General features: G+C 63.2%; 30 protein-coding genes and 1 tRNA gene. 21 read left to right on the top strand and 10 right to left on the bottom strand.

Features of this window, described 5'->3' with window-relative positions; genetic code table 11:
• Window positions 1-247: 247 nt before the first annotated feature.
• Entirely contained in the window at window positions 248-610 is a 363-nt protein-coding gene (locus tag BCY78_RS24810; RefSeq protein ID WP_158515968.1) for a Stf0 family sulfotransferase, read from the bottom strand.
• Between the two features lie 303 nt (window positions 611-913).
• Here BCY78_RS24810 and BCY78_RS19920 point away from each other — a divergent pair.
• Window positions 914-999 (top strand) — tRNA-Leu (locus BCY78_RS19920).
• A gap of 90 nt (window positions 1,000-1,089) precedes the next feature.
• Here BCY78_RS19920 and xerC read toward each other — a convergent pair.
• The 6 genes from xerC to BCY78_RS25665 form a co-directional block, all read right to left on the bottom strand.
• The gene (gene xerC, locus BCY78_RS19915) at window positions 1,090-2,130 is read right to left on the bottom strand and encodes a tyrosine recombinase XerC (protein ID WP_068305344.1); all 1,041 of its coding nucleotides are present in this window, start codon (window positions 2,128-2,130) and stop codon (window positions 1,090-1,092) included.
• Window positions 2,121-2,300 (bottom strand): hypothetical protein, encoded by a 180-nt coding sequence (locus BCY78_RS19910; RefSeq protein WP_068305342.1) that lies wholly within the window; start codon window positions 2,298-2,300, stop codon window positions 2,121-2,123. Before BCY78_RS19910 ends, xerC begins: the two co-directional genes overlap by 10 nt.
• Window position 2,301: 1 nt before the next feature.
• Entirely contained in the window at window positions 2,302-2,604 is a 303-nt protein-coding gene (locus tag BCY78_RS19905; RefSeq protein WP_068305340.1) for a hypothetical protein, read from the bottom strand.
• 169 nt (window positions 2,605-2,773) lie between these two features.
• On the bottom strand, window positions 2,774-3,442 hold the full coding sequence (locus tag BCY78_RS19900) for a hypothetical protein (protein ID WP_068305339.1): 669 nt from the start codon (window positions 3,440-3,442) through the stop codon (window positions 2,774-2,776).
• Window positions 3,439-3,702: an acyl carrier protein gene (locus BCY78_RS19895; protein WP_068305338.1), complete on the bottom strand. Its 264-nt coding sequence runs from the start codon at window positions 3,700-3,702 to the stop codon at window positions 3,439-3,441. Before BCY78_RS19895 ends, BCY78_RS19900 begins: the two co-directional genes overlap by 4 nt.
• Window positions 3,702-3,851 (bottom strand): hypothetical protein, encoded by a 150-nt coding sequence (locus BCY78_RS25665; protein ID WP_158515967.1) that lies wholly within the window; start codon window positions 3,849-3,851, stop codon window positions 3,702-3,704. The genes BCY78_RS19895 and BCY78_RS25665 overlap by 1 nt, the downstream gene beginning before the upstream one ends.
• A gap of 210 nt (window positions 3,852-4,061) precedes the next feature.
• On the opposite strand from BCY78_RS25665, the gene BCY78_RS26225 reads away from it, so the two are divergent.
• Window positions 4,062-4,196 carry a hypothetical protein gene (locus BCY78_RS26225; protein ID WP_255403194.1) on the top strand — a complete coding sequence of 45 codons (135 nt, stop codon included), beginning with the start codon at window positions 4,062-4,064 and terminating at the stop codon, window positions 4,194-4,196.
• Window positions 4,197-4,429: 233 nt separating this feature from the next.
• On the opposite strand, the gene BCY78_RS19885 is transcribed toward BCY78_RS26225, so the two are convergent.
• The 3 genes from BCY78_RS19885 to BCY78_RS25355 are packed head-to-tail and all read right to left on the bottom strand — an operon-like array spanning window position 4,430 to window position 6,206.
• Complete coding sequence (locus BCY78_RS19885; RefSeq protein WP_068305332.1) at window positions 4,430-5,203, bottom strand: TerB family tellurite resistance protein; 774 nt, start codon at window positions 5,201-5,203, stop codon at window positions 4,430-4,432.
• A 53-nt stretch (window positions 5,204-5,256) separates the two neighbouring features.
• Window positions 5,257-5,931: a S24 family peptidase gene (locus BCY78_RS19880; protein WP_233499451.1), complete on the bottom strand. Its 675-nt coding sequence runs from the start codon at window positions 5,929-5,931 to the stop codon at window positions 5,257-5,259.
• Window positions 5,922-6,206 carry a hypothetical protein gene (locus tag BCY78_RS25355; RefSeq protein WP_139103243.1) on the bottom strand — a complete coding sequence of 95 codons (285 nt, stop codon included), beginning with the start codon at window positions 6,204-6,206 and terminating at the stop codon, window positions 5,922-5,924. Before BCY78_RS25355 ends, BCY78_RS19880 begins: the two co-directional genes overlap by 10 nt.
• Window positions 6,207-6,288: 82 nt before the next feature.
• Between BCY78_RS25355 and BCY78_RS19870 the strand changes: the two genes are divergently transcribed.
• The 19 genes from BCY78_RS19870 to BCY78_RS19780 all read left to right on the top strand — a co-directional run bounded on the left by BCY78_RS19870 (window position 6,289) and on the right by BCY78_RS19780 (window position 22,528).
• On the top strand, window positions 6,289-6,717 hold the full coding sequence (locus BCY78_RS19870) for a hypothetical protein (RefSeq protein ID WP_139103242.1): 429 nt from the start codon (window positions 6,289-6,291) through the stop codon (window positions 6,715-6,717).
• Window positions 6,710-7,015, top strand: coding sequence for a hypothetical protein (locus tag BCY78_RS19865; protein ID WP_068305326.1), 306 nt, complete (start codon window positions 6,710-6,712; stop codon window positions 7,013-7,015). The genes BCY78_RS19870 and BCY78_RS19865 overlap by 8 nt, the downstream gene beginning before the upstream one ends.
• Window positions 7,006-8,019: a helix-turn-helix domain-containing protein gene (locus BCY78_RS19860; RefSeq protein WP_068305324.1), complete on the top strand. Its 1,014-nt coding sequence runs from the start codon at window positions 7,006-7,008 to the stop codon at window positions 8,017-8,019. Before BCY78_RS19865 ends, BCY78_RS19860 begins: the two co-directional genes overlap by 10 nt.
• The gene (locus tag BCY78_RS19855; protein ID WP_068305322.1) at window positions 8,016-8,540 is read left to right on the top strand and encodes a DUF1937 family protein; all 525 of its coding nucleotides are present in this window, start codon (window positions 8,016-8,018) and stop codon (window positions 8,538-8,540) included. The genes BCY78_RS19860 and BCY78_RS19855 overlap by 4 nt, the downstream gene beginning before the upstream one ends.
• A gap of 211 nt (window positions 8,541-8,751) precedes the next feature.
• Complete coding sequence (locus BCY78_RS24805; RefSeq protein ID WP_139103241.1) at window positions 8,752-9,270, top strand: hypothetical protein; 519 nt, start codon at window positions 8,752-8,754, stop codon at window positions 9,268-9,270.
• Window positions 9,271-9,287: 17 nt separating this feature from the next.
• Complete coding sequence (locus BCY78_RS19845) at window positions 9,288-11,066, top strand: phage/plasmid primase, P4 family (RefSeq protein WP_068305321.1); 1,779 nt, start codon at window positions 9,288-9,290, stop codon at window positions 11,064-11,066.
• A gap of 407 nt (window positions 11,067-11,473) precedes the next feature.
• The gene (locus tag BCY78_RS19840; RefSeq protein WP_158515966.1) at window positions 11,474-12,229 is read left to right on the top strand and encodes a hypothetical protein; all 756 of its coding nucleotides are present in this window, start codon (window positions 11,474-11,476) and stop codon (window positions 12,227-12,229) included.
• A 184-nt stretch (window positions 12,230-12,413) separates the two neighbouring features.
• Window positions 12,414-13,007, top strand: coding sequence for a phage tail protein (locus tag BCY78_RS19835; protein ID WP_068305319.1), 594 nt, complete (start codon window positions 12,414-12,416; stop codon window positions 13,005-13,007).
• Between the two features lie 229 nt (window positions 13,008-13,236).
• Window positions 13,237-13,929 (top strand): transcriptional regulator, encoded by a 693-nt coding sequence (locus BCY78_RS19830; RefSeq protein ID WP_068305317.1) that lies wholly within the window; start codon window positions 13,237-13,239, stop codon window positions 13,927-13,929.
• Window positions 13,930-13,944: 15 nt separating this feature from the next.
• Window positions 13,945-15,930 carry a phage terminase large subunit family protein gene (locus BCY78_RS19825; RefSeq protein ID WP_068305315.1) on the top strand — a complete coding sequence of 662 codons (1,986 nt, stop codon included), beginning with the start codon at window positions 13,945-13,947 and terminating at the stop codon, window positions 15,928-15,930.
• Window positions 15,927-17,513: a phage portal protein gene (locus tag BCY78_RS19820; RefSeq protein WP_068305313.1), complete on the top strand. Its 1,587-nt coding sequence runs from the start codon at window positions 15,927-15,929 to the stop codon at window positions 17,511-17,513. The genes BCY78_RS19825 and BCY78_RS19820 overlap by 4 nt, the downstream gene beginning before the upstream one ends.
• Window positions 17,510-17,779: a hypothetical protein gene (locus BCY78_RS19815; RefSeq protein ID WP_068305311.1), complete on the top strand. Its 270-nt coding sequence runs from the start codon at window positions 17,510-17,512 to the stop codon at window positions 17,777-17,779. The genes BCY78_RS19820 and BCY78_RS19815 overlap by 4 nt, the downstream gene beginning before the upstream one ends.
• 87 nt (window positions 17,780-17,866) lie before the next feature.
• Window positions 17,867-18,958, top strand: a complete 1,092-nt coding sequence (locus BCY78_RS19810) for a head maturation protease, ClpP-related (protein ID WP_068305308.1) — start codon at window positions 17,867-17,869, stop codon at window positions 18,956-18,958.
• Window positions 18,959-19,339 carry a head decoration protein gene (locus tag BCY78_RS19805; protein WP_068305306.1) on the top strand — a complete coding sequence of 127 codons (381 nt, stop codon included), beginning with the start codon at window positions 18,959-18,961 and terminating at the stop codon, window positions 19,337-19,339.
• An 11-nt stretch (window positions 19,340-19,350) separates the two neighbouring features.
• Window positions 19,351-20,361, top strand: a complete 1,011-nt coding sequence (locus BCY78_RS19800; RefSeq protein WP_068305303.1) for a major capsid protein — start codon at window positions 19,351-19,353, stop codon at window positions 20,359-20,361.
• Between the two features lie 109 nt (window positions 20,362-20,470).
• Window positions 20,471-20,836 (top strand): hypothetical protein, encoded by a 366-nt coding sequence (locus tag BCY78_RS19795; RefSeq protein ID WP_068305301.1) that lies wholly within the window; start codon window positions 20,471-20,473, stop codon window positions 20,834-20,836.
• Complete coding sequence (locus tag BCY78_RS19790; protein WP_068305297.1) at window positions 20,836-21,207, top strand: hypothetical protein; 372 nt, start codon at window positions 20,836-20,838, stop codon at window positions 21,205-21,207. The genes BCY78_RS19795 and BCY78_RS19790 overlap by 1 nt, the downstream gene beginning before the upstream one ends.
• Window positions 21,207-21,983, top strand: coding sequence for a hypothetical protein (locus BCY78_RS19785; RefSeq protein WP_068305295.1), 777 nt, complete (start codon window positions 21,207-21,209; stop codon window positions 21,981-21,983). Before BCY78_RS19790 ends, BCY78_RS19785 begins: the two co-directional genes overlap by 1 nt.
• On the top strand, window positions 21,983-22,528 hold the full coding sequence (locus tag BCY78_RS19780) for a phage baseplate assembly protein V (protein WP_068305293.1): 546 nt from the start codon (window positions 21,983-21,985) through the stop codon (window positions 22,526-22,528). Before BCY78_RS19785 ends, BCY78_RS19780 begins: the two co-directional genes overlap by 1 nt.
• The last annotated feature ends 1 nt before the right edge of the window (window position 22,529 follow it).

Genomic DNA, 22,529 nt, shown 5'->3' with positions numbered 1-22,529 from the left:
ACCTTTCGCGCCAGGCGTCGTGACGGTGATTGGAGAGCTTTGCGGGCCGCCGAGGAACCTTGTTCACGGCATGGTCGAGGCCTTGTGACACCGCCTTCATGTCGAGCTGCGAGTAAGCTTCGTCCGCGACCACATCCTCGGACACTAGTTCCGCTGGGCGTATCGCATGATATTCGAAGACCCGGCTCCATGCCAAATTCTCCAGCGATATTGCCGTGACCTCATTCAAAAGCGGAGGGTAGGAATATTAGACCTCGGCATTGTAATTCGGGTCGATCTGCTTCGTCACGTTGCGACAGGGTGAATTTTCCTTCGCATCTGTCACAGCTTGATAGATTCCCGTTTGCACAGCCATAACGCGAGAAATTTCCTGTGGGACAATGTCGCGCCGCGTCAATTTAATCCACGTCGCGTCTTTGAAGACACGGAAGAATGCCCCGAATTGATTGTTGGTCTGGCTCTCAGGCTCAAGGGATGAAAGGCGGCGATTGACCGGACGCAGCTGATTAACCATGACCTTGATTGAAGATACGCCGTTCCCTGTGCTTGCCTTGCGCATCACCGCGACAAGTTCACCCCCCAATCTTTCTGCTCTGCTGTCGCGACCCAAGGAACTCCGGCGGTTCACGGCAAGCAGCCTGGGACACTCGCCACGACGCACAAGCCGGTCGCCAATGCGGCGCTCTGCGCATCAATGGCTCATGCGACTGCACGATGCCACGTCATCGCGTTCAGCAGGCCGATCGGATCTGACGCCCGTGCCCTCACGCCCCACCAAAGGGCAACGGGTGTCCGAGGCTCTTGCCCCGCCGGGAACAGAACGGAAACAGGCTGGAAATCTTGAAACAAGCGTAGAAACGCTCGATGATGCGGGTTGTACAGATCGGCGTAACGTGTTGATAGACAACGCCGGGGCCGCTTGCTGGAATGGTAGACAGACCGGACTTAAAATCCGTTGCTCGTATGGGCGTGTGGGTTCGAGTCCCACAGCGGCTACCACCCGACGTGAACACTGCATGAACACGCTCTGAAAACGTTAGATAATTTTTGGCGTGGTGCACTCTAGCTTTGCGGCGTGGTACACTTTTGTCACTTCAGCAGCCCGTCGAGACGGTCGACAACCGATTCCGCGAGCGCAGCACGCGCCGCGCTCCGGACGTAAACTTTGGTCTCCGGGCTGCCCATTTCATGCCCGAGCAGGACGTCTATTTCGGCTGAGCTCGCTCCCCCTGCGGTGAGCATTGAGGCCACGCCCTTTCGCACGCCATGTAAGCTACGGCCTTTGAGCCCGGCATCGTCAGCCCACTTCCGGAAAGCATTCCCGAGGCCGGCTGCCGAATATGGGGCGCCGAATGAAGTGAGGATGTAGGTCAGGTTGCCGTGCCCGACCAAGTCGGCAAGCAGCGCGCCCGACATCGGCATCTCAACCACCTCGTGCGGCGCTTTGTTCTGCTCCCAGCGTAGCCACTTGCGGGCGCCCTTCATGACTTCGTGCTGTCTACCGAGTTGGCAGAGGTCGCCTCGACGTGCGGTTGTGCAGGCGGCGAGGATCAACGTCCGGCGGGCCGTTGTGCCGGGGCCATGGAAGGCAAGGAAAGTAGCGATGTCATCTGCCGACCAGGGAGCGAAGCCGGTTGTCTTCTTGCTGAGTCGCTTCACGTCGCGTGCCGGGTTCTCACACGACACGTAGTCGCGTTGGATCGCCCACAGATAGAGGCCGGAGATGGCTTTCAGCAGATTGTCGGCCGCGCCAGGTGTCGCCGACAGCTTGTCGGCCAGCTTCACAACCGCGCTGCGAGGCATGTTTGCGTCTTGTTCGCCGTACTCGGCTATGAGCCGACCGAGGTGGTGCCGCTTGCCCTTTAGAGTGAGTGGGGATGCGAGCTTTGCAGCGACCTTACGCTCAAGATCGTCAAGGAAGAGGGACACCAGCCATTCGATCGACCCGCGCACGGCCTTCGGAGTGACCATGGGGACATCGTCGATCAACGCGGCGTAGTGCTCGTGAAACTCTCTGCTGCCTGGCTCGCCTCGAAGGGTGGTCAGCTTGCCATTGCGGCGGAAGCGATAGCGGATTTTGCCTGATGGCAGGCGCTCGGTGGTCACATACTTAAGGCGCATCACGTCCATGGCTTTGGCTTTCTGTTATCGTGCTGCGGTTCCGCGGGGCGATCAACAGGACCCTCGACGCGGATAGAACCATCGGGCATCACCATGACAGCAGCTATTGGGCCGACTTCGGCTTTGAAGGCGGCGAGGGCGCGCTCGATCTTGGCTTGGGTCAGGCGGGGCGCTCCCATGTTACTCTCCCTCCTCGATCTTGGCCTCGCCTTTCTTGGTCAGCGTGTATCCGGTCCCGCCGAGATCTCCGTCCTCGTTCATCAGGCCCTTACGATAGGTCACCAGACCTTCTGCTCGCAGTTCGGCAATGATCCCTCGGCAGATCTCGCGAGGGATCTCCGTCTTATGAGTCAGGCGCGCGAGGGAGCAATACCAGTCGTTACGAGGCACGGCGCGCAGGACCCTGAGCTTGAGGCCGTCGATTGTAGCATTGATGTCACGCTGCTTTGCCTGTGGGTTTGTCTTGAGGGCTGTATCAGGCATAGGCCTTCCCCTCACGGCCAGCGTTCGTTGTTGCGATTGTCCGCGTGGGGAAGGTCTCGATTTCGGACACGATTTCGGGGGCAATCTGGTTCATGGGGACCTCGGGATTGGAAAAGGCCCCGGCGGTGGTCAGGGTCAGCCGCCGGGGCAGGTGCGCGCCGGTGAGGCTTCAGCGGCGCGGGGCAGTCAGAGGAAGCCAGTAGAAATCGATGACCCCGCCTCCGCGCGGAACGGGCTCCGCGTCCAGATGTCCGGCCTCGGCTAAGGCTGCGAGGCGATCACGGAAGAAGCTCACGCTGTTACGCTTGCGGCCGTTGGCGAGGATCTCGTCGCAAACCGTGCTGGCGCTGGCCGGATACTCGCGGCGAGTGCCGGTCCACCACAGCCGAGACTCCGAGGAACGCGGCCGTGCGTTGATCCGTGCCACGGCTTCGAGGATGTCTGCGTCGGTAATCGGCTGTGTGCGCTTCGGCTGCCACGCCTTGCCGCGCGATGTCAGCGCCCAGACGTAGGGGTCATTGGTCTGGCCCCGGCCGGCAGTGATCTCGACCATGCGATGATCCAACAGGATCCTCATCCCGTTCATCAGCGCGTCGCACTGAGCGGCGGTCTGGCCGAGGACCTCGCGAAAATCGCGACGCGTCAGCGGGCCGCCATGCCCTCGAACAAGGTCGAGGGCGCGCTCCGCCCCCTGCGGCAATGTGTCGGGCACTGGCCTTTCTGTCGGAACGGTCGGCGATACCGCCGATTGCGCGGGCGTAAGACCGATGGCGCGGGCCAGGACGACCGAGGCCGGGGCGGACAGCGTAATGCCGTTGATTGAAGCGCGCGCGTTCATGCGGCGCCTCCGGCGACTGAGAGCTGCCGATCCAGAGCCTCGGCAAGGTCGCCGGGGGTCGCGATTGCGTCAAAGGCCTCGGACGGGAACTCGACGTCGAAGGTGTCCTCGACATCGATCACGAGTGAAATGAGGTCGAGGCTGTCGATGTCGTGGCCTGCAGATCGCGTGCCTGACGCCATCGTCGCGGCGAAGAGCGGGAAGGACTCGGCAATGGCGGGCCGAATGCGCGCCAGAGGGTCCAAGGCCGGGCCGGGCATCAACTCACCTTCCGGCAGGTGCGGAACATGCAGCGCTGCGCATAGAAGGTGCGCTTCAACAGGCACCAGCGGACCCGGCGGGCCATGTCGGTCCCGTCTCCAAGACGGTCGATGACGGTATAGGGGGTGATGTTGGGCGTGGTGTGCAAGTCGGAACTCCCTTGGTGGCCCACGCTCTGCGATCGCGTCTGCGGTGGGTCTCGATGGGCGTAGTATTGGTGGCCAATTGGCCAAGTGTCAAATGCTATCTGGCCATCCGGCTGCAAATGTTGGCCATTAGCGATTCCACCTGCTATCCTGCCCCGGTCAGCGCCGTGGTAGCGCGCATGAGAAAGCCCCGCGCGGGGCGGGGATGGCAAATGAGCGTTCTCGGGATCGACTGGACCTATGGCTCCACATTGGAATGCGGCATCGCACCGACAATCCGCGGCTCGCTAGATGGCCTGATCGCCATCGTCGTCTTCATGAGCATCCTGCGCTTTGCCCCCCGGTAGGGTGCAAATGAAGATGAACCTCAGAAGGCTTAGGGCCAGCGCGTCAGCGATCAAGCCGAGGAGAAGCCAGAGCCGCGTGTAGCCATAATCCGGCTCTGGCGGGAGGTCGCGAAGCGGAATGTCCAGAGCCTCGCTCCGGCTCTCCGCATAGGCGGAAAAGGCGTATCTCTGGCCGACTGAAAAGACCAAGATGCAGGCAGCGGCGGCGGCTCAGATCCTTCCGGAATTGACCATCATTTCGCAAAGAGCTGGAGTTCGTTGTGCAGTTCCATCAGGAAGGTCGTTTCGTCCGGCGCAATTACGCCGTCGGCAGTGATAACGGAACGCAAGGCTCTCGCGAATATTTGCCGCTGCGCATCGGACAGGGACCTGAGACTGCGGCAATGAGAACGGACTGTCTGCTGCGTTGGTGCCATCAAGCCAATGAAGCGCTGAACCGATGCGACATCGTCCTCGGTGCATTGCCCCCCGCCCAATGCGTCGATCTCATAGCGCTCAAGCACATAGTCGACGATCGCATCATGTTCTGTCGGATGGTATTCTCGATCGCATCTGGCTGCAGCGACCAAGAGCGCGACCTGGCTTCTTAACTGAAAGCGCAGGAATGAGACGGGTTCCTGACAGGCGTTGTCCACTTGCTCGGACAGGACTTCACGAAAGAAGTCGGCCCATTCGATGATCTCGCCATCATCAGAAATAACACATTTAACGCGGTCGGCGCGAAAAGTCCGAGCCGCGCGGCGCTCATAACAGTAACATCCCAGAAGGGTTCCCGTTCTGGCGCGTTCGACCGACTTGATGGAAATCCTGCGCCTACTGATGTCGCCGTCGGTGGAGCGATACTCGATTATGCAGGCGACGTCTTCCAGAAAGCTCGTTCCTAGAGGCAGCGCATCCTCGGCCGGATCATCCACAGCTGGCACGATCGCAACAAACCCCTTTGGCATCCGCGGGGGCGGCGCAAGTTCAGGGGTGGCGGCGATGATGCGCTGCAGAATTCTTGGCATGACGGGGAACCTTTCAATTTACACTGAACGGCAGTCGAGCGCTCGCTCGATGCTCAAACCTTTCCGCCGCGCCAGATCACCCGGCCGACGACCTCGATATCTTGCAGCGACTTTTCGACCGACGGGTAGATGTTCCGGTTGTCGGAAATAATCGTGACAAAGCCGCGCTGGGACGCTCGCCCGATCCGCTTCACCAAGAGCGCGTCGCCGCCGTCGCGGATAACGAAGAGCCCGTCATAGGACAGGTCGCACTTGGATCTGTCGACCATCACCACATCATCATCTGCCAGCGTTGGCAGCATCGAGTCGCCCTTTACTGAGATGATGCCCAGATGATCTGGATTGGCTCGCGTCAGGCCGCGGAGGTAGCCGCGCGGGAATGCCAGTTGACCAACGGCTTCCTCATCATAGACCACAACGCCACCTCCGGCGCCGGCCTGCACATCGTAAACATTCACCAAGTCGAAATCCGTATTACCGCCTACTCCAAGAGAAGTGACGGCAACGTCGCCGTCCCACTCGATGCCGAGCGCGGCCGCAAGCTTTCGTCCTGCGTCCGCGTTAGTTGACGATTCTGGCCTCTGCTTGAGCTTGTTGATGATGTCATAGCTCACCCCCGACATGCGTGAGAGCTCGGCCGCGCTGATCTTCTTCGCGGCGATTGCTTCGATGACACGGGTGGCAAAGGGCTTGGTCGTCATCTGGCCAGAAAAACAGATCATGGCCATTTGTCCATTGGCCGATTGGCATTGACAATGGCGGCCAAATGGCCAAGTGTGGCCATATGGAACAGCAGGCCCTCATCGAAGAAGTTCGCGCATACTGCGAGAAATCGGGGATCAGCCCCTCGACTCTCGCCGTCCGAGTTCTTGGCAACAGTCGCTACTTTGACCGCCTCGAACGGCGGATCAAAAAGGGGCAGCGTGATGCCCAGGCCCTTCGGGAGTTCATGCACTCGAACCCGCCCATCGCCCGTGACGTTTCCTGATCCCATCATCGCCATCTCCTTTCTCCCAAGGTGAGCCATACGCCTCCGCTCTCAAGGAAACTCGGTTCCCATGTCTGACGCCTCCGCAAACGCCTTGATGATCCACGCGCTGATGCGCGGCCTCGTTGCCAAGGTCGGCGGTCCTGAGAACGCGGCGCGCCTCATTGCGGAGCAGATGGGTGACGATGAGGACAAGATCCTACACGCGACCCGCAAAGGCACGGTCTCGCGCCGCATCGCGGGGTCTCTGTCCTGGCCGCTAGATGAGATTCTTGCGCTGGAGAACGCTGTTGGTGATCAGCGGGTGCGCGACTGGTTGTTCCAATCGCGGCCAGACGTGGCGAAGGAAGCGTCGCTGATGCAGCTCGCGATCGACGGATCGCGCGAGAGCGGAGAGGCTTTCAGCGCCTTGCTCGCGATGATCGGGCGCAAAGGCTCGCGCGCCGACGCCCGCAAGGAAGTCGCCGAGGCTGTCGCCGTCATGCTGCGCATCCAGGAAGAGCTAGCGGAGGAAGGCGATGACTAGCGCGTTCCAACCGATCGGGGCCTTGGCGGATGCGCAGGCGATGAGCCTAGCGCCGCGTTGTGGTCGGGCCTCAGTCGCGATTGTCACCTGGCTCCGGGATCAGGGCGGCGTGCGAACGCTGCGCGAGATTAGGGATGGACTGGAGGTTCCGATCCCCGAGCTCGAACAGACGTTGGCCAAGCTCGATGATGCGGGCCTCGTCCATCACCGCGACATGACCCTGGATCACGGGACAGAGCGCGTTTGGTACGCGCTTCGCGCCGTGATCAGAACTCCGGAGAACGCCTCATGGATCTGAACAAACTTACTCTTGCTGATCTCGCGACCCTGCGCGCGGGCATCGACGCAATCGCCCATGCCGGCAAGCAGCTGTCCGAGGCCGGGCTTGAGCCGGTGATCTCGCTTGGCGACAGGGAAACGGTGCTGCGCACTTCGGCGTTGCTGGGGGAGCTGGGACAGGGCGAGGAGGTTATCGAACCGATCCGGATCGAACCTGCGCCGCCGCGCTCTGCCGAGCCGGTCACCGAGGCGCCGCGAGATCGCGGTGAGTCGGCGACACTCCAGAGCGGCCCGTTCTCGGACGCAGAACGTGCAACTATCCTGTTGCGCCATGACGCCAGTGAGAGCGCCAGGCAGATTGCCGTACAGCTTGGCCGCAAGACGGGTACGGTTACGATGCTCCTGCGCCAGCTTCTGAAGAAGCGAGGGCAGGACGAGAACAACGGGAGCGGCTCCGGCAACGAAGCCCCCGTCCCTCCCCCCGGGAAAGCGCGCGCGCCAGCGGCTCCGACCGCCAAGCGCTCCGCACCCGCCGACAAGTGCATCGGGTCGCCGCAAGGCGTGTCGAGCGTGGTCGCGACGGCAAAGTGCGCCCCGGGGGGCAAGGATACCCAGACTTCTGAGGCCGCAAAGGCGCCGCAGAGCGCCGCTGCGGAGGCAGGCCCTCGGAAGCCCGCACCGGCCATGGGGCATCCCACGGCCCCGGCCGGTGCGCCGGTGTTTCGCCCTGCAGATCTTCATGGGTTTGAGCGAAATGTCTGGAAGTCGATTGCGGCCCTCAAAGCCGTCGCTGGCATTGATGCCGAAACCGACTTCGACCTGGTCGACGGGCTGATGAGCGGGCGGGCGCTCGCGGAACTGGCGCTCGATCTCGACATCGATGCCGGCAAGCTGCGGGCGCGCTTTGACGACCTGACCGCCTGCATTCGCAATGAACGAGACCAGATTCGCGTGGGCGGGCAGCCCGCGCTACGTCGGGTCTTGCAGTTCCGGATGCTCCAAGAGCGAGGGAGGGCGGCATGAGCCTGCATCAACAGGATCTGAGCGGCACGCCGGTGCCTTTGCCGCCGTTGAAGCGGATTGAATGGGAGCCGATCCTTGCGCCCAAGGGCGTGTGGTCTGCTCTCGTCACACCTGGATCCTCGCCGGACCGGGTCCACCGGCATGCGGCAGGCATGGTCTATCTTTCGACCCCCTACCAACTGGAGGCGCAGATCCGAGGCGCCTGGCACATCGACGCCTCGGTTCGGGCGTCAACGCTGGCGTCAGTCGAGGTCGCCCGCCTGGCCGCGGCAGGCGTCACCGCGATCGCGCCCAGCGTGATGAGGGCCGAAGTCGCGCATGCCCGTGTTCTAGTCGAGGACGCACCTGAGCCCTTGGACGCGGCGTATTGGGCAGAATGGTCGATGCCGATCCTTCGCCTAGCGCGGCTATTGGTGATCCCCGCGATCGCCGGCTGGGATCGGTGCCCGCTGGTCTGGCGCGATCTGCGTCATGCGCTGGCCCACAATGTGCCGGTGCATGTGTATGGTGAGACTGCGTAATGGCCGATCCTGCGCTCCACGGAAATGGCGAGGACTGCCCCGCCTGCAGCCTTCGGCGCGCGGATGATCCGTGGCAAAGGCGTGGCTACGATTGGAATCGCTGCGGCGGTTCCGGTCGGCTGACGTTCCCAATCGAAGACATCGTGGCGGCCCATGTCGCCGACGCCCGGGCACACTACTGGCCCCAGTTCGACCAGCGGGCCGCGACGTGATGTCCGCTCCGCGCCCTGGCGATGTCATCCCACTCACAGCCACCTGGCGCAGTGTCGCGCGGGCCGCAGAACGCCAGGTGGCCGCAGCACTTGATCGCGGTGACAAGGAGCTGGCCGCCGAGATCGCGGCAGAGGCACGCGCCGATGGTGGTACAGAGGAGCGCCGGCGCTATGCGGCCTCCCTCCGCTTGTCTGCCGCGATCGCCTGCGCCCATCCCGAGGACGCGCGCGCCATCTTGTCGGCTGCCTTGTCTGACCTGGGGGCCGGTATGCCGGATCCGCAACGTCCTTTGACGCGTCTGCGCCAGGATGCTGCGTTCTGGGCAGATGTCGCCTGCGAAGCGGAAGTCTCAGAATACGTCGCCGCGGGGCTGAAAAAGCTCGACGGCGCACCGATGGCGCTTGGCATGCGCAAGCGTCTCATGGCGGCCCTGTTCGGGTCGCTACCCATGGCCGATCGCAAGGCCTTCCTCGGCAAGGTTGACCCCCGTGGGCAATTCCAGGGCCGCATTCCCTAACCCAAAGGCAGGATACCATGAGCGAACACGACGACGGGGCCGACGACTTCGGCGGCCTGGAGGCTATTGATGCGGTTCTGGACCCCGAACCCTTATCTGATGACGACATTGACCCGGCTCAGGTCATCGAAGGGTCCAAACAACGCCTGAACGATATCGGCAATGCACATCGCATGGTGATCTACTTCGGCGACGATCTGTTGTTCGTCCCGCGAGTCGGCTGGTTCACTTGGACCGGCAAAGTCTGGGCGAAGGACCCGGATGAGATCCGGGTGTCGCGCCTGTCACAGCGGCTTTGCGAAATGATTGAGCTAGAGCGCTGGCAACTCAGCCTGTCCAACTCGCAGATGGAGTTGATCAGCAGCGAGTCGGAGCTTCTTGACCGCCTCGGTCTGCTTCGGCGCGAGACCGATGATCGCGGTGAGCCTCTGGAACCGGGCAAGATCCGGGAGATCGAGGCGCAGCTCTCGGCTATCGGACGGGTGAAGAAGCGCTTGTCGGACATGCGGGCGGAACACAAGCGGCATGCCAAGTCGAGCGGCAACAAGAGCCGGATGGAGGCCGCGCGAGTTGAGGCCTCCTTCATGCTCGCCCGCGATCTCGAGGATCTCGATCGAGAACCGCTCGACCTCAATACTGAGGGCAGTGTCTTGCGCTTCAAGGTCCAGGTTGAAGACGGCTTCCGCAGGTCTGAGGTGATCGAGATGCCGCATGACCGTGCTGCGTTGATGACGAAGCTGATGGCGGTCACCTACGACACCGTCGCGGAATGTCCCGACTTTGATCGCTTCTTCGAGCGTATCCAGCCCGACGAAACAATGCGCCGTTTCCTGTTGCGATGGTTCGCCCTGTCGATGACCGGTCTGATCGAGCAAAAGCTCGCTTTCTTCTATGGCGGGGGCGCCAACGGGAAGTCGGTGTTGGTGGACATCTTCGCGCGGATCGCCGGCGCCTACGCCGCGACCGCTAAAATCGAATCCCTAACCGGCGCCAACCGCCGTGGCGGCGGCGAGGCAACTCCTGACCTTGTGCCCTTGATCGGCGCGCGGCTGGTCCGCGCCAATGAGCCTGATGAAGGGGTGCGCTGGCAGGAAGGCCTGATCAAGGAGCTGACCGGCGGCGATCCGATCCTTGTACGCGCGCTGCAGAAGGACTTCGTCGAGGTCCGACCATTCTTCACACTAACTATCAACGGCAACCACAAGCCGGAGATCAGAGGCACAGACGACGGCATCTGGCGTCGGCTGCTGCTGGTCCCCTTCGACGTGCAGATCCCGGAGGGGGAGAGGCTGCCGAAGGCCGAACTCGATGCCATGCTTTGGGCCGAGCGAGACGGGATCTTCTCGCGCCATATCGTGCCGGCGTTGCTGGAGTATCTCGAGATCGGCCTCGCGGAGCCACAGAGCGTGCTCGATGCGACAGCCGAGTTTCGAGCCGATAGCGACATGTTCGGGGCCTTTCTTACGGATGTCTGCCTTGTCACGGGTGATCCAGAGCATTCGATCAAGTCACTTGAGCTCATGCGTGCCTTCCAGTTCTGGCAGATGCGCGGTGGCCTCACACCCTTCAAGGATACGACGATCACGCGGCAACTGAAGGACCGGTCGCGTCGATGGCGCAGCCCGGACGGACGACAGTTCAACTCGCGTAAGTCCGGCGGGAACATGCACTACGACGGCATCCGCTTCACTGATCTGTTCCGACGAGACTTCGATCTGGCCCCGCGCGACAGCCAGGGCCGCATCCTGAACCCGACCGGCACGATCTCCTCGAGCGCGGCCGAGGATGACGACTGAGCCGGCCCCGCACCCCTTGGTCTTCACAGTGGGGAGGCTGGGGAGCCAAGCGGGCAGAATGGGGAGGCAGCAAACGCGGGGTGTGGGGGGAAATCCTCCTGTTTGCCAAAGGCTTCGGAGCATGGGGAGGCTGGGGAGGCTGTTTCGCGCTCACGCGTATGCGGTTCTTCGAGTGGGCCGGGCCGGCAGAGCCGAAGTCCATAGGAAAGTGGGAAACTTCCTCCCTTCCTTCCCTTTATTCCCTTCGGCCTTTCAAGGCCTTGAAAACAAAAGGCTCTGTTCGGGGGAAACCCATCCAAGATGCCTCCCTCTTTGAGACCTGATCCTCCCCATCGTCCCTTTGATCTTTGGTGGGAATCAACACCGAGTAGCAACGCAGAAGGAAGCCACAAGATATGGTTTTTGCATTGAAAGAGAGAGACATCGATGCGGCGGTGATCCGCTTGGCCGGGCTACGCGCAGGCGCGCAGAAGGTGCTCGCCCGTGAGTTCGGGGTGATCTTGACGCCTGACAAGGAGAAGGACCGCCTGCGTTTGATGCGCGATCTGTCGCGAGCCCCGGCCAGCTGCGGCCCCGAGATCCTGCCCGCCCCTGCCCGTGGCCGGGTCGAGGCCTGGGCGCCACGGGAGGTGCGTGAGACTGCGGGGGGGTCTGAGCCGCAGCATGCGGGCTTTGAGGGCCGGAATGCGGCGAGGGCGCGGGATGTCTTCGACGTGATGGCGGAACAGGCCGCGCGGCGCGGTGGAACTGCCCCCTTCACGCCGGGCCAAGCCGACGCCGGGCGTCGGTACAGCGTGCTGGTCGAGCGGCATTCCTTTGTTGGCCTCAAATGTGTTTCGGTCGAGGCACAAGCGCGGGGCAGTTCGGGATCGGGGGGCGGAAGCTACATGGACGCAGTCTTGCACGAGGGCGAGGTGATCCGCCGCCTGCAGGCAGCCATTGGAGAGGGCTGGGCTTTGGAGGTGACGCGAAACCGTGGTGGCAATCGGCGCGGCATCACGGTTCGGCGCTTGGTGGATCTCGTCTGCCTCGAAGGCCAATCCGTGTCGGATGTCCTGAAATCCCACGGCTGGGCTGTCTATGGCGACGTCAGGACAAAGGCCTATAAAGCCCTGAGCGAAGCACTAGCGAAGATGGCCGATGCAGCGCCTGGCTTTCGGTAGACAAAAAGTTCTTGACGCTTAACTCCACCGGATCGTATCTCTTTGTCATCATCTACAGTTGCGCCCGCCGGTCACAAGCCGAGCGGGCGCACTGCGTTCAGTGGCAAGCAAGCCCGTCTGGTTGTTCGCTGGATCTTATGACGCGGTCGGATGATTCAATTGGCTTGGACTAGGAGGGCTTCAGATGTTCAGCATCGGAGAGGTCGACGTCCGTGGCTTGGGGCGATTTGAGAACATGCTGGGCGCATTGGGACAGCAAGCGCCGGGCGCCGTGGCGCGTGCTTTGAACCGGACGGGTGACATGGCGCGCACGCAGGTTGTGAAGACGCTGGCCGCGCAAACGGGGTTGCCGCAAAAGACGATCCGGGCCTCGGTCCGCGTGCGCCGGGCTTCGATGGGATCTGCTTCGGGTACGAACCGGGATCTGACCTATACGCTGACCTCGGCGGGCGGGGACGTCTCGCTCAAGTACTTCAAGAAGCGTGAGACCAACGAAGGCGTCCGTGCCTATCTTGGTGACGCGCGTGGTGAGGAACTCTTTGAAGAGGCTTTCTTCAAAGGTGGCCGGTGGCCACGCCCTAGAAGGACGATCAGCTGGAGCAATGGCCGCGCCTTTGTTCGGCGCGGTGGGCGGTCAGATCTCGAAGAGGTCAAGTCCGGGGTGTTCATCCCTGAAGAGATGGTCTCGGGCGCGACCCGTGACGCGTTCGAGGCGAGTGTTGCGCAGAACCTGCCGCGTCGCCTCGATCACGAGATCAGCCGGCTGCTGGGGCTCTAGCCCCCGGCCTGCGCCGCGCCGCTATTAGTACTGGCTTGACCGCGAAATCGCCCGATTTGCCGCGCCGCAGAAAAAGGGACCGTAGGCCTGTCTTGGGCCGCGCGGTGGTGGAACCCCCCGAAGGATCGGCAGTCAGACGGGTTGTTCAAAGCCTTAACACATGGGGAAACAGCTTAACGACAGGCGCTTAACAGCCGGTCAGACCTGACCCCGGACAGGATGACAACGCATGGAGGCAGAGCGCCGAGAGCTATCTCAGGCAGAGTTCGCACGTGACATGGGCGTCAGCCGAGCTGCTGTCAGCCAGTGGAAGGCGAAGGACATCCTTCGCGATGACGCGTTCACGAAGCCGGGCAAGACAGGAAGGGTCGTCTACCACATCGCGGTCGAGCAGGTGCGGCGCAACCGTGATGTCGGGCAGTCGTTGGGCAACGGGATCGGGACCCGGACGGCTATCTACGCTGCGGGAAAGCCGAGAACGCCGACCGAGATCGCGGGTAACCTGTCCTTGCCGGCCGCTCGCAGCGCGCTTCCCCGCGTAGAAGCGATGCCTCAGCCTCAAGCGTTGCCGGAGCTCGATACGATCGAGGACAAGCTGAAGCGGGCAAAGCTCGAAGAGCAGCTGCGCCGCAATCGGATCCAGGCAGCCGATGAGGCGCTGCGTCGAGGCACGCTGATGGACGCCGGCGATGCGCGTGAACAAATGGCGCGGATCGCGGGAATGATGTTGCAGATCTTCGAAGGGGCGCTGCCGGATCTGGCAGCCTCGGTTGCTGCTCGGTTCGGCGTGCCCCAACGCGATGTGCTTCACCTTCTGCGATCGGATTTCAAGAAGGTCCGGGCGAGTGCTGCCAGCAAGGAACGGGCGAGAGCCACCCATACCGATCCAGCGGCAAAAGCCGAGGTTGACCTGGAAGAATGAGGCGGCGGGAAACGGATGCTGGATGTCGATGTCACGAATGCCGCGTGGATGATGCACGAAGTCCTTGGCGAGGTTCTAGAGCCGCCGCCAAATGTGGATTACCTCGCGTGGGCTGAGGAGAACATCGTGTTCTCGTCCCGAGAAAGCCCGATGCCGGGGCCCTACAACCGGGAGCGCTTCAGCTACTTTGACGAGATCCTGCGCGCTTTGTCGCCAGATGACCCTTGCCGAGTCGTGTCGTTGGCAAAGTCGGCGCAGCTGGGCGGGACTGTGCTGGCGAACATCTTCACCGGCGGGTCCATGGACATGGATCCCGGTGATTTCCTCTATGTCCACCCGACGGACGAGAACGCCCGCCGGTGGTCGAAGATGAAGCTTTCGCCGATGCTGAAAGGCACTTCGGCGCTGTCCAGGATCTTCCCGATGAAGGCTCGCGACGGGCAGGATTCGGTGTTCTACAAGGAGCGCCGCGACGGACGCGGGGCGATCCAGATCTCCGGGGCCAACTCGCCGGCGTCTCTGTCGCAGGTGTCGATGTCGCGACAGGTCCAGGATGACCTTGCCAAGTGGGAGATGAACAGCGCGGGGGATCCCGAGACGCAGGCGGACAGCCGGTCTCAGGGCTACGAGTTCGCGAAGATCTTCAAGATCTCGACGCCGATGGTGATCCCCGGGTGTCGGATCACCAAGAACTTCGAGGCGGGCAGCCAAGAGAGCCTGTATGTCCCCTGCCCGGACGATGATTGTGGCTACATGCAGGTGCTCGAGTGGGAGAACATGCTGGCCAGCCTCGATGACGAGCATCCGGAGAAAGCGCACTTCAGCTGCCAAAGCTGTGGCTGCGTCATCGAGGAGCATCACCGGCCGAAGATGCTGCGCAAGGCGGAATGGCGGGCTGCCAATCCGAAGATGAAACGGGTGCATCGCTCGTTCCACCTGTGGTCGGCCTACTCGTTGCTGCAGTCCTTTGAGCGGATTGCACGGGCGTGGCTGGCGGCGAAGGGCGATCCGCCGCGCGAGCAGTCGTTCATGAACGATACGGTCGGCAAGGCCTACCGTGTCTTGGGTGAAGCGCCGGGCTGGGAGGAGATCCGGGATCGGGCGTCGGAATCCGAGTATGTCCGAGGCACGATACCCGCCGGCTTCCCGCTGCTCACTTGCGGCGTGGATTGTCAGGGGGACCGTGTTGAGTGGCAGGTCGTGGCCTGGGGTCGCAACCGGCGCCGCGCCGTGATCGAATACGGGGTCTTCAACGGCCATATCTCGGATGAGGGGTGCCAGTCGAAGCTGAACGGCCTGCTGCAGCAGGGGTTTCGCAACGCCTATGGGCGCAAGATCTCGATCGACATGACGGCGATCGATGGGAACGCCTACACCGAGGATGTCTGGGAATGGGCGCGCAAGCACCCGTCGAGCCAAGTGATCATGGTGCGAGGGGTCGAGCCTGACGGCGCGCCACTGCTTGCCCAGGTGAAGCGAGAGCGCAATCGGCGCGGCAAGGTGATTCGCTATTCCAAGCGGTTCTTCAACTTTGCCGCCTCGGTCCTGAAGATGGGTCTCTATCGCAACCTGCGCAAACTCGATCCGGAGGAGCGTGGGCATATCGCGCTGCCGAAGGGGCTGGAAGACGAGTATTTCCGCCAGCTGACGGCGGAGAGCCGCAAGCCGCACCGCGCCAAGTCCGGCTTCACCCGATACCTGTGGGTCAAAGATCCGAACCAGGCGAACGAGGGGTTGGACACGCATCTGCAGGCCGAGGCGGCATGGATCCGGCTCGCCGGTCCTCAGCGCGATCTGACGGATAGCGATTGGGACCGGTTCATGGGGGAGCGTGAGTGCCCTCCCGAGGAAGTGCAGGGGGACTTCGAAGATCTCCTGCTGCTGGCGCCTGCGCCGGCGTCACCCGCATCAGGCCAGCCCGGGACTTCGGACAGGGCGGAAACGCAACCAGAGAGCGCCAAGACCAAGGCGCGGTCCAGATGGAGAGACAGGACGCGATGAGCACCCCTGCGCTGATCAAGCCGGATGGCACCCCGTTGGTTGCTGCGGCGCGGGCGCCTCGCCTGACCGCGCGCTACCTGCGCGATACGGCCAGCGGGGTGATTGCGTCGCGGGTAGCACCGCTGACCAGCCACCGCGACGACGTGCGCCGGTCCTGGCAGCGAGCGGCGGGGCTGGCCATGGACCTGATCCAGAACAGCGGCCGACTGAAGGGCGCGACGGACCAGGTGCTTGCCGATACGGTCGGGGTGGGCTTGACCTGCACCCCCGATCCGGACCTGGAACGCCTGGGCTATAGCGATGTTGAGAAAGCGGACCTAATCCGGCTGATCAAGAAGCGCTGGCGGGCTTATTGGACGAAGGCCTCGGAATGCGACATGCGGGGCAAATTGACCGGCCCGCAGATGGTGGACATCGCCCTGCGCTGGCACATCGCCTATGGGGAAGTGACCGGCGTGTTCGACTTCTTCGGCGACGATCGTCGCGCGCGCTACGGGCTGACCACCGGCACGAAGTTGCGGCTCTACCCGCCGACGAGGCTGGTTCAGGAGACGCTCGATCATGAGGGTCTGTATCAGGGTGTGCGCCATGACGAGAATGGCCGGGCCATTGCCTATAGGTTCCAGACCTCGACCAGTGGCCTGAAGCAGACGCGGGACTTCGCCGCGTTCGATCAGGATGGACGACCGCTGGTGATGCACATCTTCGACGCGATGGATTCGGAAGACGTGCGGGGGATCTCGCAGCTCACGCCGGCGTTCCGAAAGCACCTGCAGGCAGAGATGCTGGATGACGCCACCCTGCAGATGGCGATCCTGCAGACGATCTTCGCGATCACGCTGACCAGCGAGGCACCGAGCCAGGATGCCTATGAGGCTTTGGAGGTATTGAAGGAAAGCGAGGGCGGTACGAGCTATGCGCAGGAATACCTGGGCTATCTCGGCTCGCAGCTGGACCGGGCGGCGGAAAGCCGGATCTCTGTCGGCGCTGATCCCCGGGTCTCGCATCTGGGGCCGGGGGAGAAGCTGGGCTTTGAGACGGCGAAAGTGCCGGGCCGCGACTTCCTGCCGTTCTCCAATGCGCTGGCGCGGGACATGGCCCGGACCATCGGGATCACCTATGGCGGTCTGACCATGGATCATACGGCCGCGACCTACTCGAGTGTCCGGATGGAGAACGCCTCGATCTGGGCGGTGGTGATGCGGCGGCGTGAGCGCATTGCGGCGCCGATGTGCCAGATGGTCTACGCAAATTGGCTCGATGAGGAGGTCGGTGAAGGCCGGATCCCGTTCAAGGGCGGCTACGCGGCTTTCCGGGCCAATCGAGCCCGGGTCAGCATTTGTGATTGGCAGGGGCCAGCGAAGCCGACGGCGGATGATCACAAGTCGGCCCGCGCGTCGAGCGAGCGGTTGTCGAACGGAACCAGCTCGATCGCGATTGAGACGGGCGATCTCGGGGTTGATCCCGATGCGCTGTTCGAGCAGCGGCAGCGTGAACACGAGCGCTACGTCGGGGCTGGCATGCGCTCGCCTTATGCCCCGCGCGATGAGCGACGGGTCGAGCCGAAGGAGGGCGATGAATGACGGTGTCCTCCAGCGTCAAGATCGGCACGGATCTCATCGACATCAACAAGCCCTGCGACGTGCTGGCGGCGTTGAAGAAGATGCAGCTCAAGCTTGCGACCGGGAGCCTTCGGCAGACCGTGCGTTTCGACGGCGAGGAAGTGACGTTCCAAAGCGCCCATGATCGGCGCCTCGCGCAGTTGATTGCCCAATACGAAGGCCTGTGCGCGCGGGCATCGGGCCGGGGTGGTCGCAGCCGATACGCGAAGCGCTTCCGCTTCTGTTGACCCCTGTCGGCGCCCTGCGCCGGCGGCTCTGAGCGCGCGCGAAGCCCTGGCTTCCTCGCGGCTTCCCCCTCAATCAAGGAGAGAGACATGTCCATCCTGGTGGATGGCGAGCTCGTTTTGTACGGGTTCGTCGGTGATGACTGGTGGGGTGAAGGCTTCACCGCGAGCCAGGTGGTCAGCGCTCTGGCTGAACTGGGCCGCGATGCCGACATCACGGTGCGGATCAATTCCGGTGGTGGCTACACAGACGACGGGATTGCCATCTTCAATGCGCTGCGGGCGCATCGTGGCACGGTGGCGGTGGTGGTCGATGCCATGGCGGCGTCCGCGGCGTCGCTCATCGCGATGGCCGGCGATTCGATCTCGATGCGCGCGGGCTCGCTGATGATGATCCACGACCCCGCGGGCATGACCTGGGGCAATGCGGCGGATCACGAGAAAAGCCTCGAGGTCCTGAACAAGCTCGCCGACGTGATGGCTGACATCTACGCCGAGCGGACGGGCGAAGACCCCTCCGACATTCGCGAAGAGATGAAAGCGACGCTGTGGCTGACGCCTGCGGAAGCGGTCGAGCGCGGATTTGCCACGGAGGTCGAGACCGCCAAGTCGAAGGCCGTCGCGGCCTTCGATTACCGGCTTTACGACAACGCTCCCCAGAAGCTGGTGGCCATGGCGACCCGGAAGGACTGGTCCTTCAAGGCCGAGGCCGCTCGCCATCCGCCCAACCAAGCGCAACCTGCCCATGTAAAGGAGACGCCGACCATGGCAACGAAGACCGAAGGAGCCGGCAGCTCCCGCACCGAGCCGCCTCAGCAGCAGGCGCCGGCGACGTTCAGCGCGGCTGACGTCAAAGCACGCATCAAGGCCATCACCAGCTGTGAAGCGGCCTCGGGCCGTCAATCGCTGGCTGAGCACCTGGCCTTCGACACCGACATGCCGACGGAGGCCGCGATTGCAGTGCTGACCGCCGCGGCAGGTGATGCTCCGCATGGGGTGGATGATGCCCCTCAGGCGCCGGTCGACGCGCCTGCGGACCCGAAGGCCTATCAGGCCCGCCGCACGGCCGCCTCGGACCTCGCCCAGCCCGTGACGATCGAAGGGCGCGGGGCTGGCGGCAGCAAGACCCAGTCCATCAACATGCGCGAGATCTATGCGCGCCGTAACAAGCAGGAGGCGTAAATGGAAAACGCAACCATGCAGACCCGTGCCCTGTCGTTCCTGCTGTCCGAGGATCCCGGTCGTCGGTCGCGCAGCATCGGCACCCTCGTCAGCGGCGAAGGCAAACTGCCCGCCGGCACCGTGCTGGGCAAGGTGACTGCCAGTGCCAAATTTGTGGCGTCGCCCGATGCCGAAGTGGCGGGCAAGGAAGGCGCGGAAACCGCGACCTGCATTCTGGCCTACCGCGTCGACGCCACCGATCAAGAGGTGGAAATCGTCGTGATCGACTGCGACGCCGAGGCCAAGTTGCCGATGCTGACGTTCCACGCGTCGGTGGATGATCAAGCAAAGACCGACGCGAAGATTGCCCAGCTCGATGCTGTCGGCATCCGCGTGCGCTGAGGGGGAAATCCATGGAACAGTTCAACGACCCGCAATTCAGCGTGATTACCCTGACGGCCGCGCTGAACGATCAGCCCTTCGTGCCCGGCCAGATCGGCGCCCTGGGCATCTTCGAAGAAGACGGTGTGAATGTCACCACCATCGAAATCGAGGAAGAAAACGGCGCTCTGAACCTGATCGAACCGACCCCGCGCGGCGCGCCGGGCGTCACGGTGGGAGATTCCACCCGCACTAAAATTCCCTTTGCGATGGACCACTTCGAAATCAACGATGCGGTCTATGCTGACGAGGTGCAGGGAGTGCGCCAACTCGGTAGCAACGATGATCTCGAAACCATCCAGTCTCGGATCGATTCCAAGCAGGTGCGGCATGCCCGGGCGATGGACAACACGCTGGAGCACTACCGGATCGGCGCCATCAAGGGCCTGATCGTCTCGAAGTCCGGCAAAGTCCTGCACAACCTCTATGACCGGTTCAACATCGCGGTCCCGGCCTCGGTCGCGCTGGGGATTGGTGCCGGCGACGTCGCGAACCTGGGCAAGCTGATCAAGGACAGTGTGGTCTTTCCCATCGAAGATGCTCTCGACGAAGGCTATGGCGGGCTGCACGCGATGTGCGGGCGCGATTTCCACAGCTATCTGTGGGGCCAGAAGGCTGTGCGCGAGACTTTCCTGAACACCACCGGTGCCAGCGTTCTGCGCGACGGCATTCCGGATCGCTTCGAGTTTGGCGGGGTGGTCTGGGAGCGCTATCGCACCGGGGGCAAGGCCAAGGCGGCGAATTCGGACACCGCCTACATCGCCGATGGCGAGGCCCGCGTGTTCCCGCTCGGCGTGCCCGACATGTTCCTGACGCGCTTCGGCCCCGCCGACTACGAAGAGACGGTCAACACCATTGGTCTGCCGCGCTATGCCCGGCAATACCCGATGGCGAACGGCAAAGGCCGGCACCTGGACGCGCAGATGAACGTGATCAATCTCTGCACCCGTCCGGCGGCGCTGCGCAAGCTGACCGTGGCCTGACGCGCGATTCACCGACCCGACACGATCCAGCCCGGCGCCCCGCGCGCCGGGTCATCGTCTGCATCCCCAAGCACAAACGTTTCGGCATGCAGAGGACAAGGAGGATGACATGTCCGTAAAGACCAAATGGGTGACGTTCCGCACCAGCATCATCATCCCGGGCGCCGTGCTCGGCGAAGAGGCGGACCGCAAGATCGGCGTGGGCGAGCCTGTGCAGCTGCCTGAGGCCTATGCCAACCATGTCGTGCATGAGCGCTTCGGGGCGTTCTGCGATGCCCCCAGAAAGAGCCGGACCCGGAAACCCGAGGCGACCGTCAAGGTAACGGCGGAACAGGAAGCCGAGATCGACGCTGCCCGGGACGCTGTGGATGCGGCGCAGGCTGCCCTGGACGCCGCCGAGGGTGAAGAGGCGAAGGCCGAGGCCACCGCTGTGCTGGCGACCGCGCAAGCGACGCTCGATGCGCTGTCCGAGTGATGGACGCCGAGCTTCGGGCCGAGCTGCGCGACACGGTGGACGATGTCTTTGCAGAGACCATCCGGCATTTGCCACTGGCAGAGGGCCGGGTGGATAACACGCGCGCTCGGGTCGAGTTCCAAGCGGTGCTACGCACCGGCGAGCGTGATCCCGAGGCGCCGAACTTTGGGCGCGGGGACCGGGCGCGGCCGGCGCTCGAGGCCTCGGGAGGGCACCTCCGGATTGACCGGCTGGCCTGGCCTGATCTGCACCCGCGCAAGGGGGACAAGATCGTCGCGCTGGATCGGGCCGCCCTGCCCGTCTTCGAAATTGTGGCGGTCGATGACCGCTCACACCTACGCCTGATCTGCAAATTGGGGGATGCGAACTGATGTCGCTGACGATGATGGCGCTGCGGATTGCAGCGGTGCAGGCGTTGAGATCGGCAGACACGCTCGTGGCCGGCAATGTCCTCGACAGCCAGATCTCGGCGTTGGACCTGACGGCCGACGGTGAGCTCCGCAGCGACCAGGGGCGTCCCTTCATTGCGGTCTATACAGACGGAGCAAAGACGGGGGAGTTGAGCCAGACGGGATTGCGCAGCAATGGCCAGGTGACCTTGCTGTTCAATTGCGGGGTATCGCTCGCCATGGCGGTGACAGACAAGGAGACCGGACAGGCGCGGATCATCGAAGAGCTGCCGGCGACAGATCCCTATTTCGAGGCCGTTCTTGACATGCTCGATGTGCAGATCGCCCGGACCCTTGTCGATCCAGAGAATGCCTGGGCGCAGGTGTTTGGCGACTTCGTGTCCTCTTATGTCTCGAAGGAGCATCTTCGGGCGAGCGCCCGCAATGACAGCCAGCGACTGGCAGCAGGGCAGATCAAGCTGGTGGTTGAGGTCTTCGCGGATCCAGTGCGTGGGCAGGCCTTGGCCGCGGGCGGGCCGTGGGATCGCTTCCTGGCGCTTCTGAGGGAGGCAGCGCTGCCGGAGCTGGCGCTGTTCGAGTCTTTTCTCGGCGTCCCAGGGGCGCCATCGAGATATCCCGCCTTCGAGCAGTTGACCGGGATGACAGCCCGGACCCGCGACAGTTTGCAGCTGTCGGCCTACGGCGGGCTTGATGGCGAGACAGTCATCGCTGAGGCCGTGTCAGGGATGTCACCATAATGGCGCGTCTGGAAGACTACCTGGATGGTCAGCGCCGTGTCGTTTCCGAGATCAGCCGCAGACGGCAATGGCAGAACCGGACAGGCGTTGTGCATTCGGTCGATGCAGGGCGTGGTCTGGCGAGGGTTCAGCTGAATGATGCAGACCCGCCGTTCCTGACCGGGTGGATCCCTTGGAGTGAACCTTCCGCAGGTTCCAACCGAACCCATAATCCGCCGTCGGTCGGGCAACAGGTCCAGCTCACCTCGGAGAGCGGCGATCTGCACGATGCGGTAATCCAGGGCAGCCTCAACTCGAATGCCAACGGGCGCCCTTCGGCCGCGGGCGACGAATACGTGATGGCGGCCGTGGGTGAGGCCCGGATCTCGATCACGGGTGGGGGCGCGGCAATTGCCCTCACCGTGGGGGGCGTCACCGCGACCCTCTCGGCTGCCGGGCTCGCGCTGACCGGTGGCTCAATCACGCACAACGGCAAGGACATCGGCGACACCCATACCCATGGCGGGATCTCGCCGGGTGGCGCCAACACAGCACCCCCTAACTGAT

Origin of the sequence: Pararhodobacter sp. CCB-MM2 (assembly GCF_001691415.1) — a bacterium.
GTDB lineage: Bacteria > Pseudomonadota > Alphaproteobacteria > Rhodobacterales > Rhodobacteraceae > Pararhodobacter.
The sequence above is the reverse complement of the archived record's forward strand: the minus strand, read 5'-3'. Positions and strand labels throughout refer to the sequence as shown.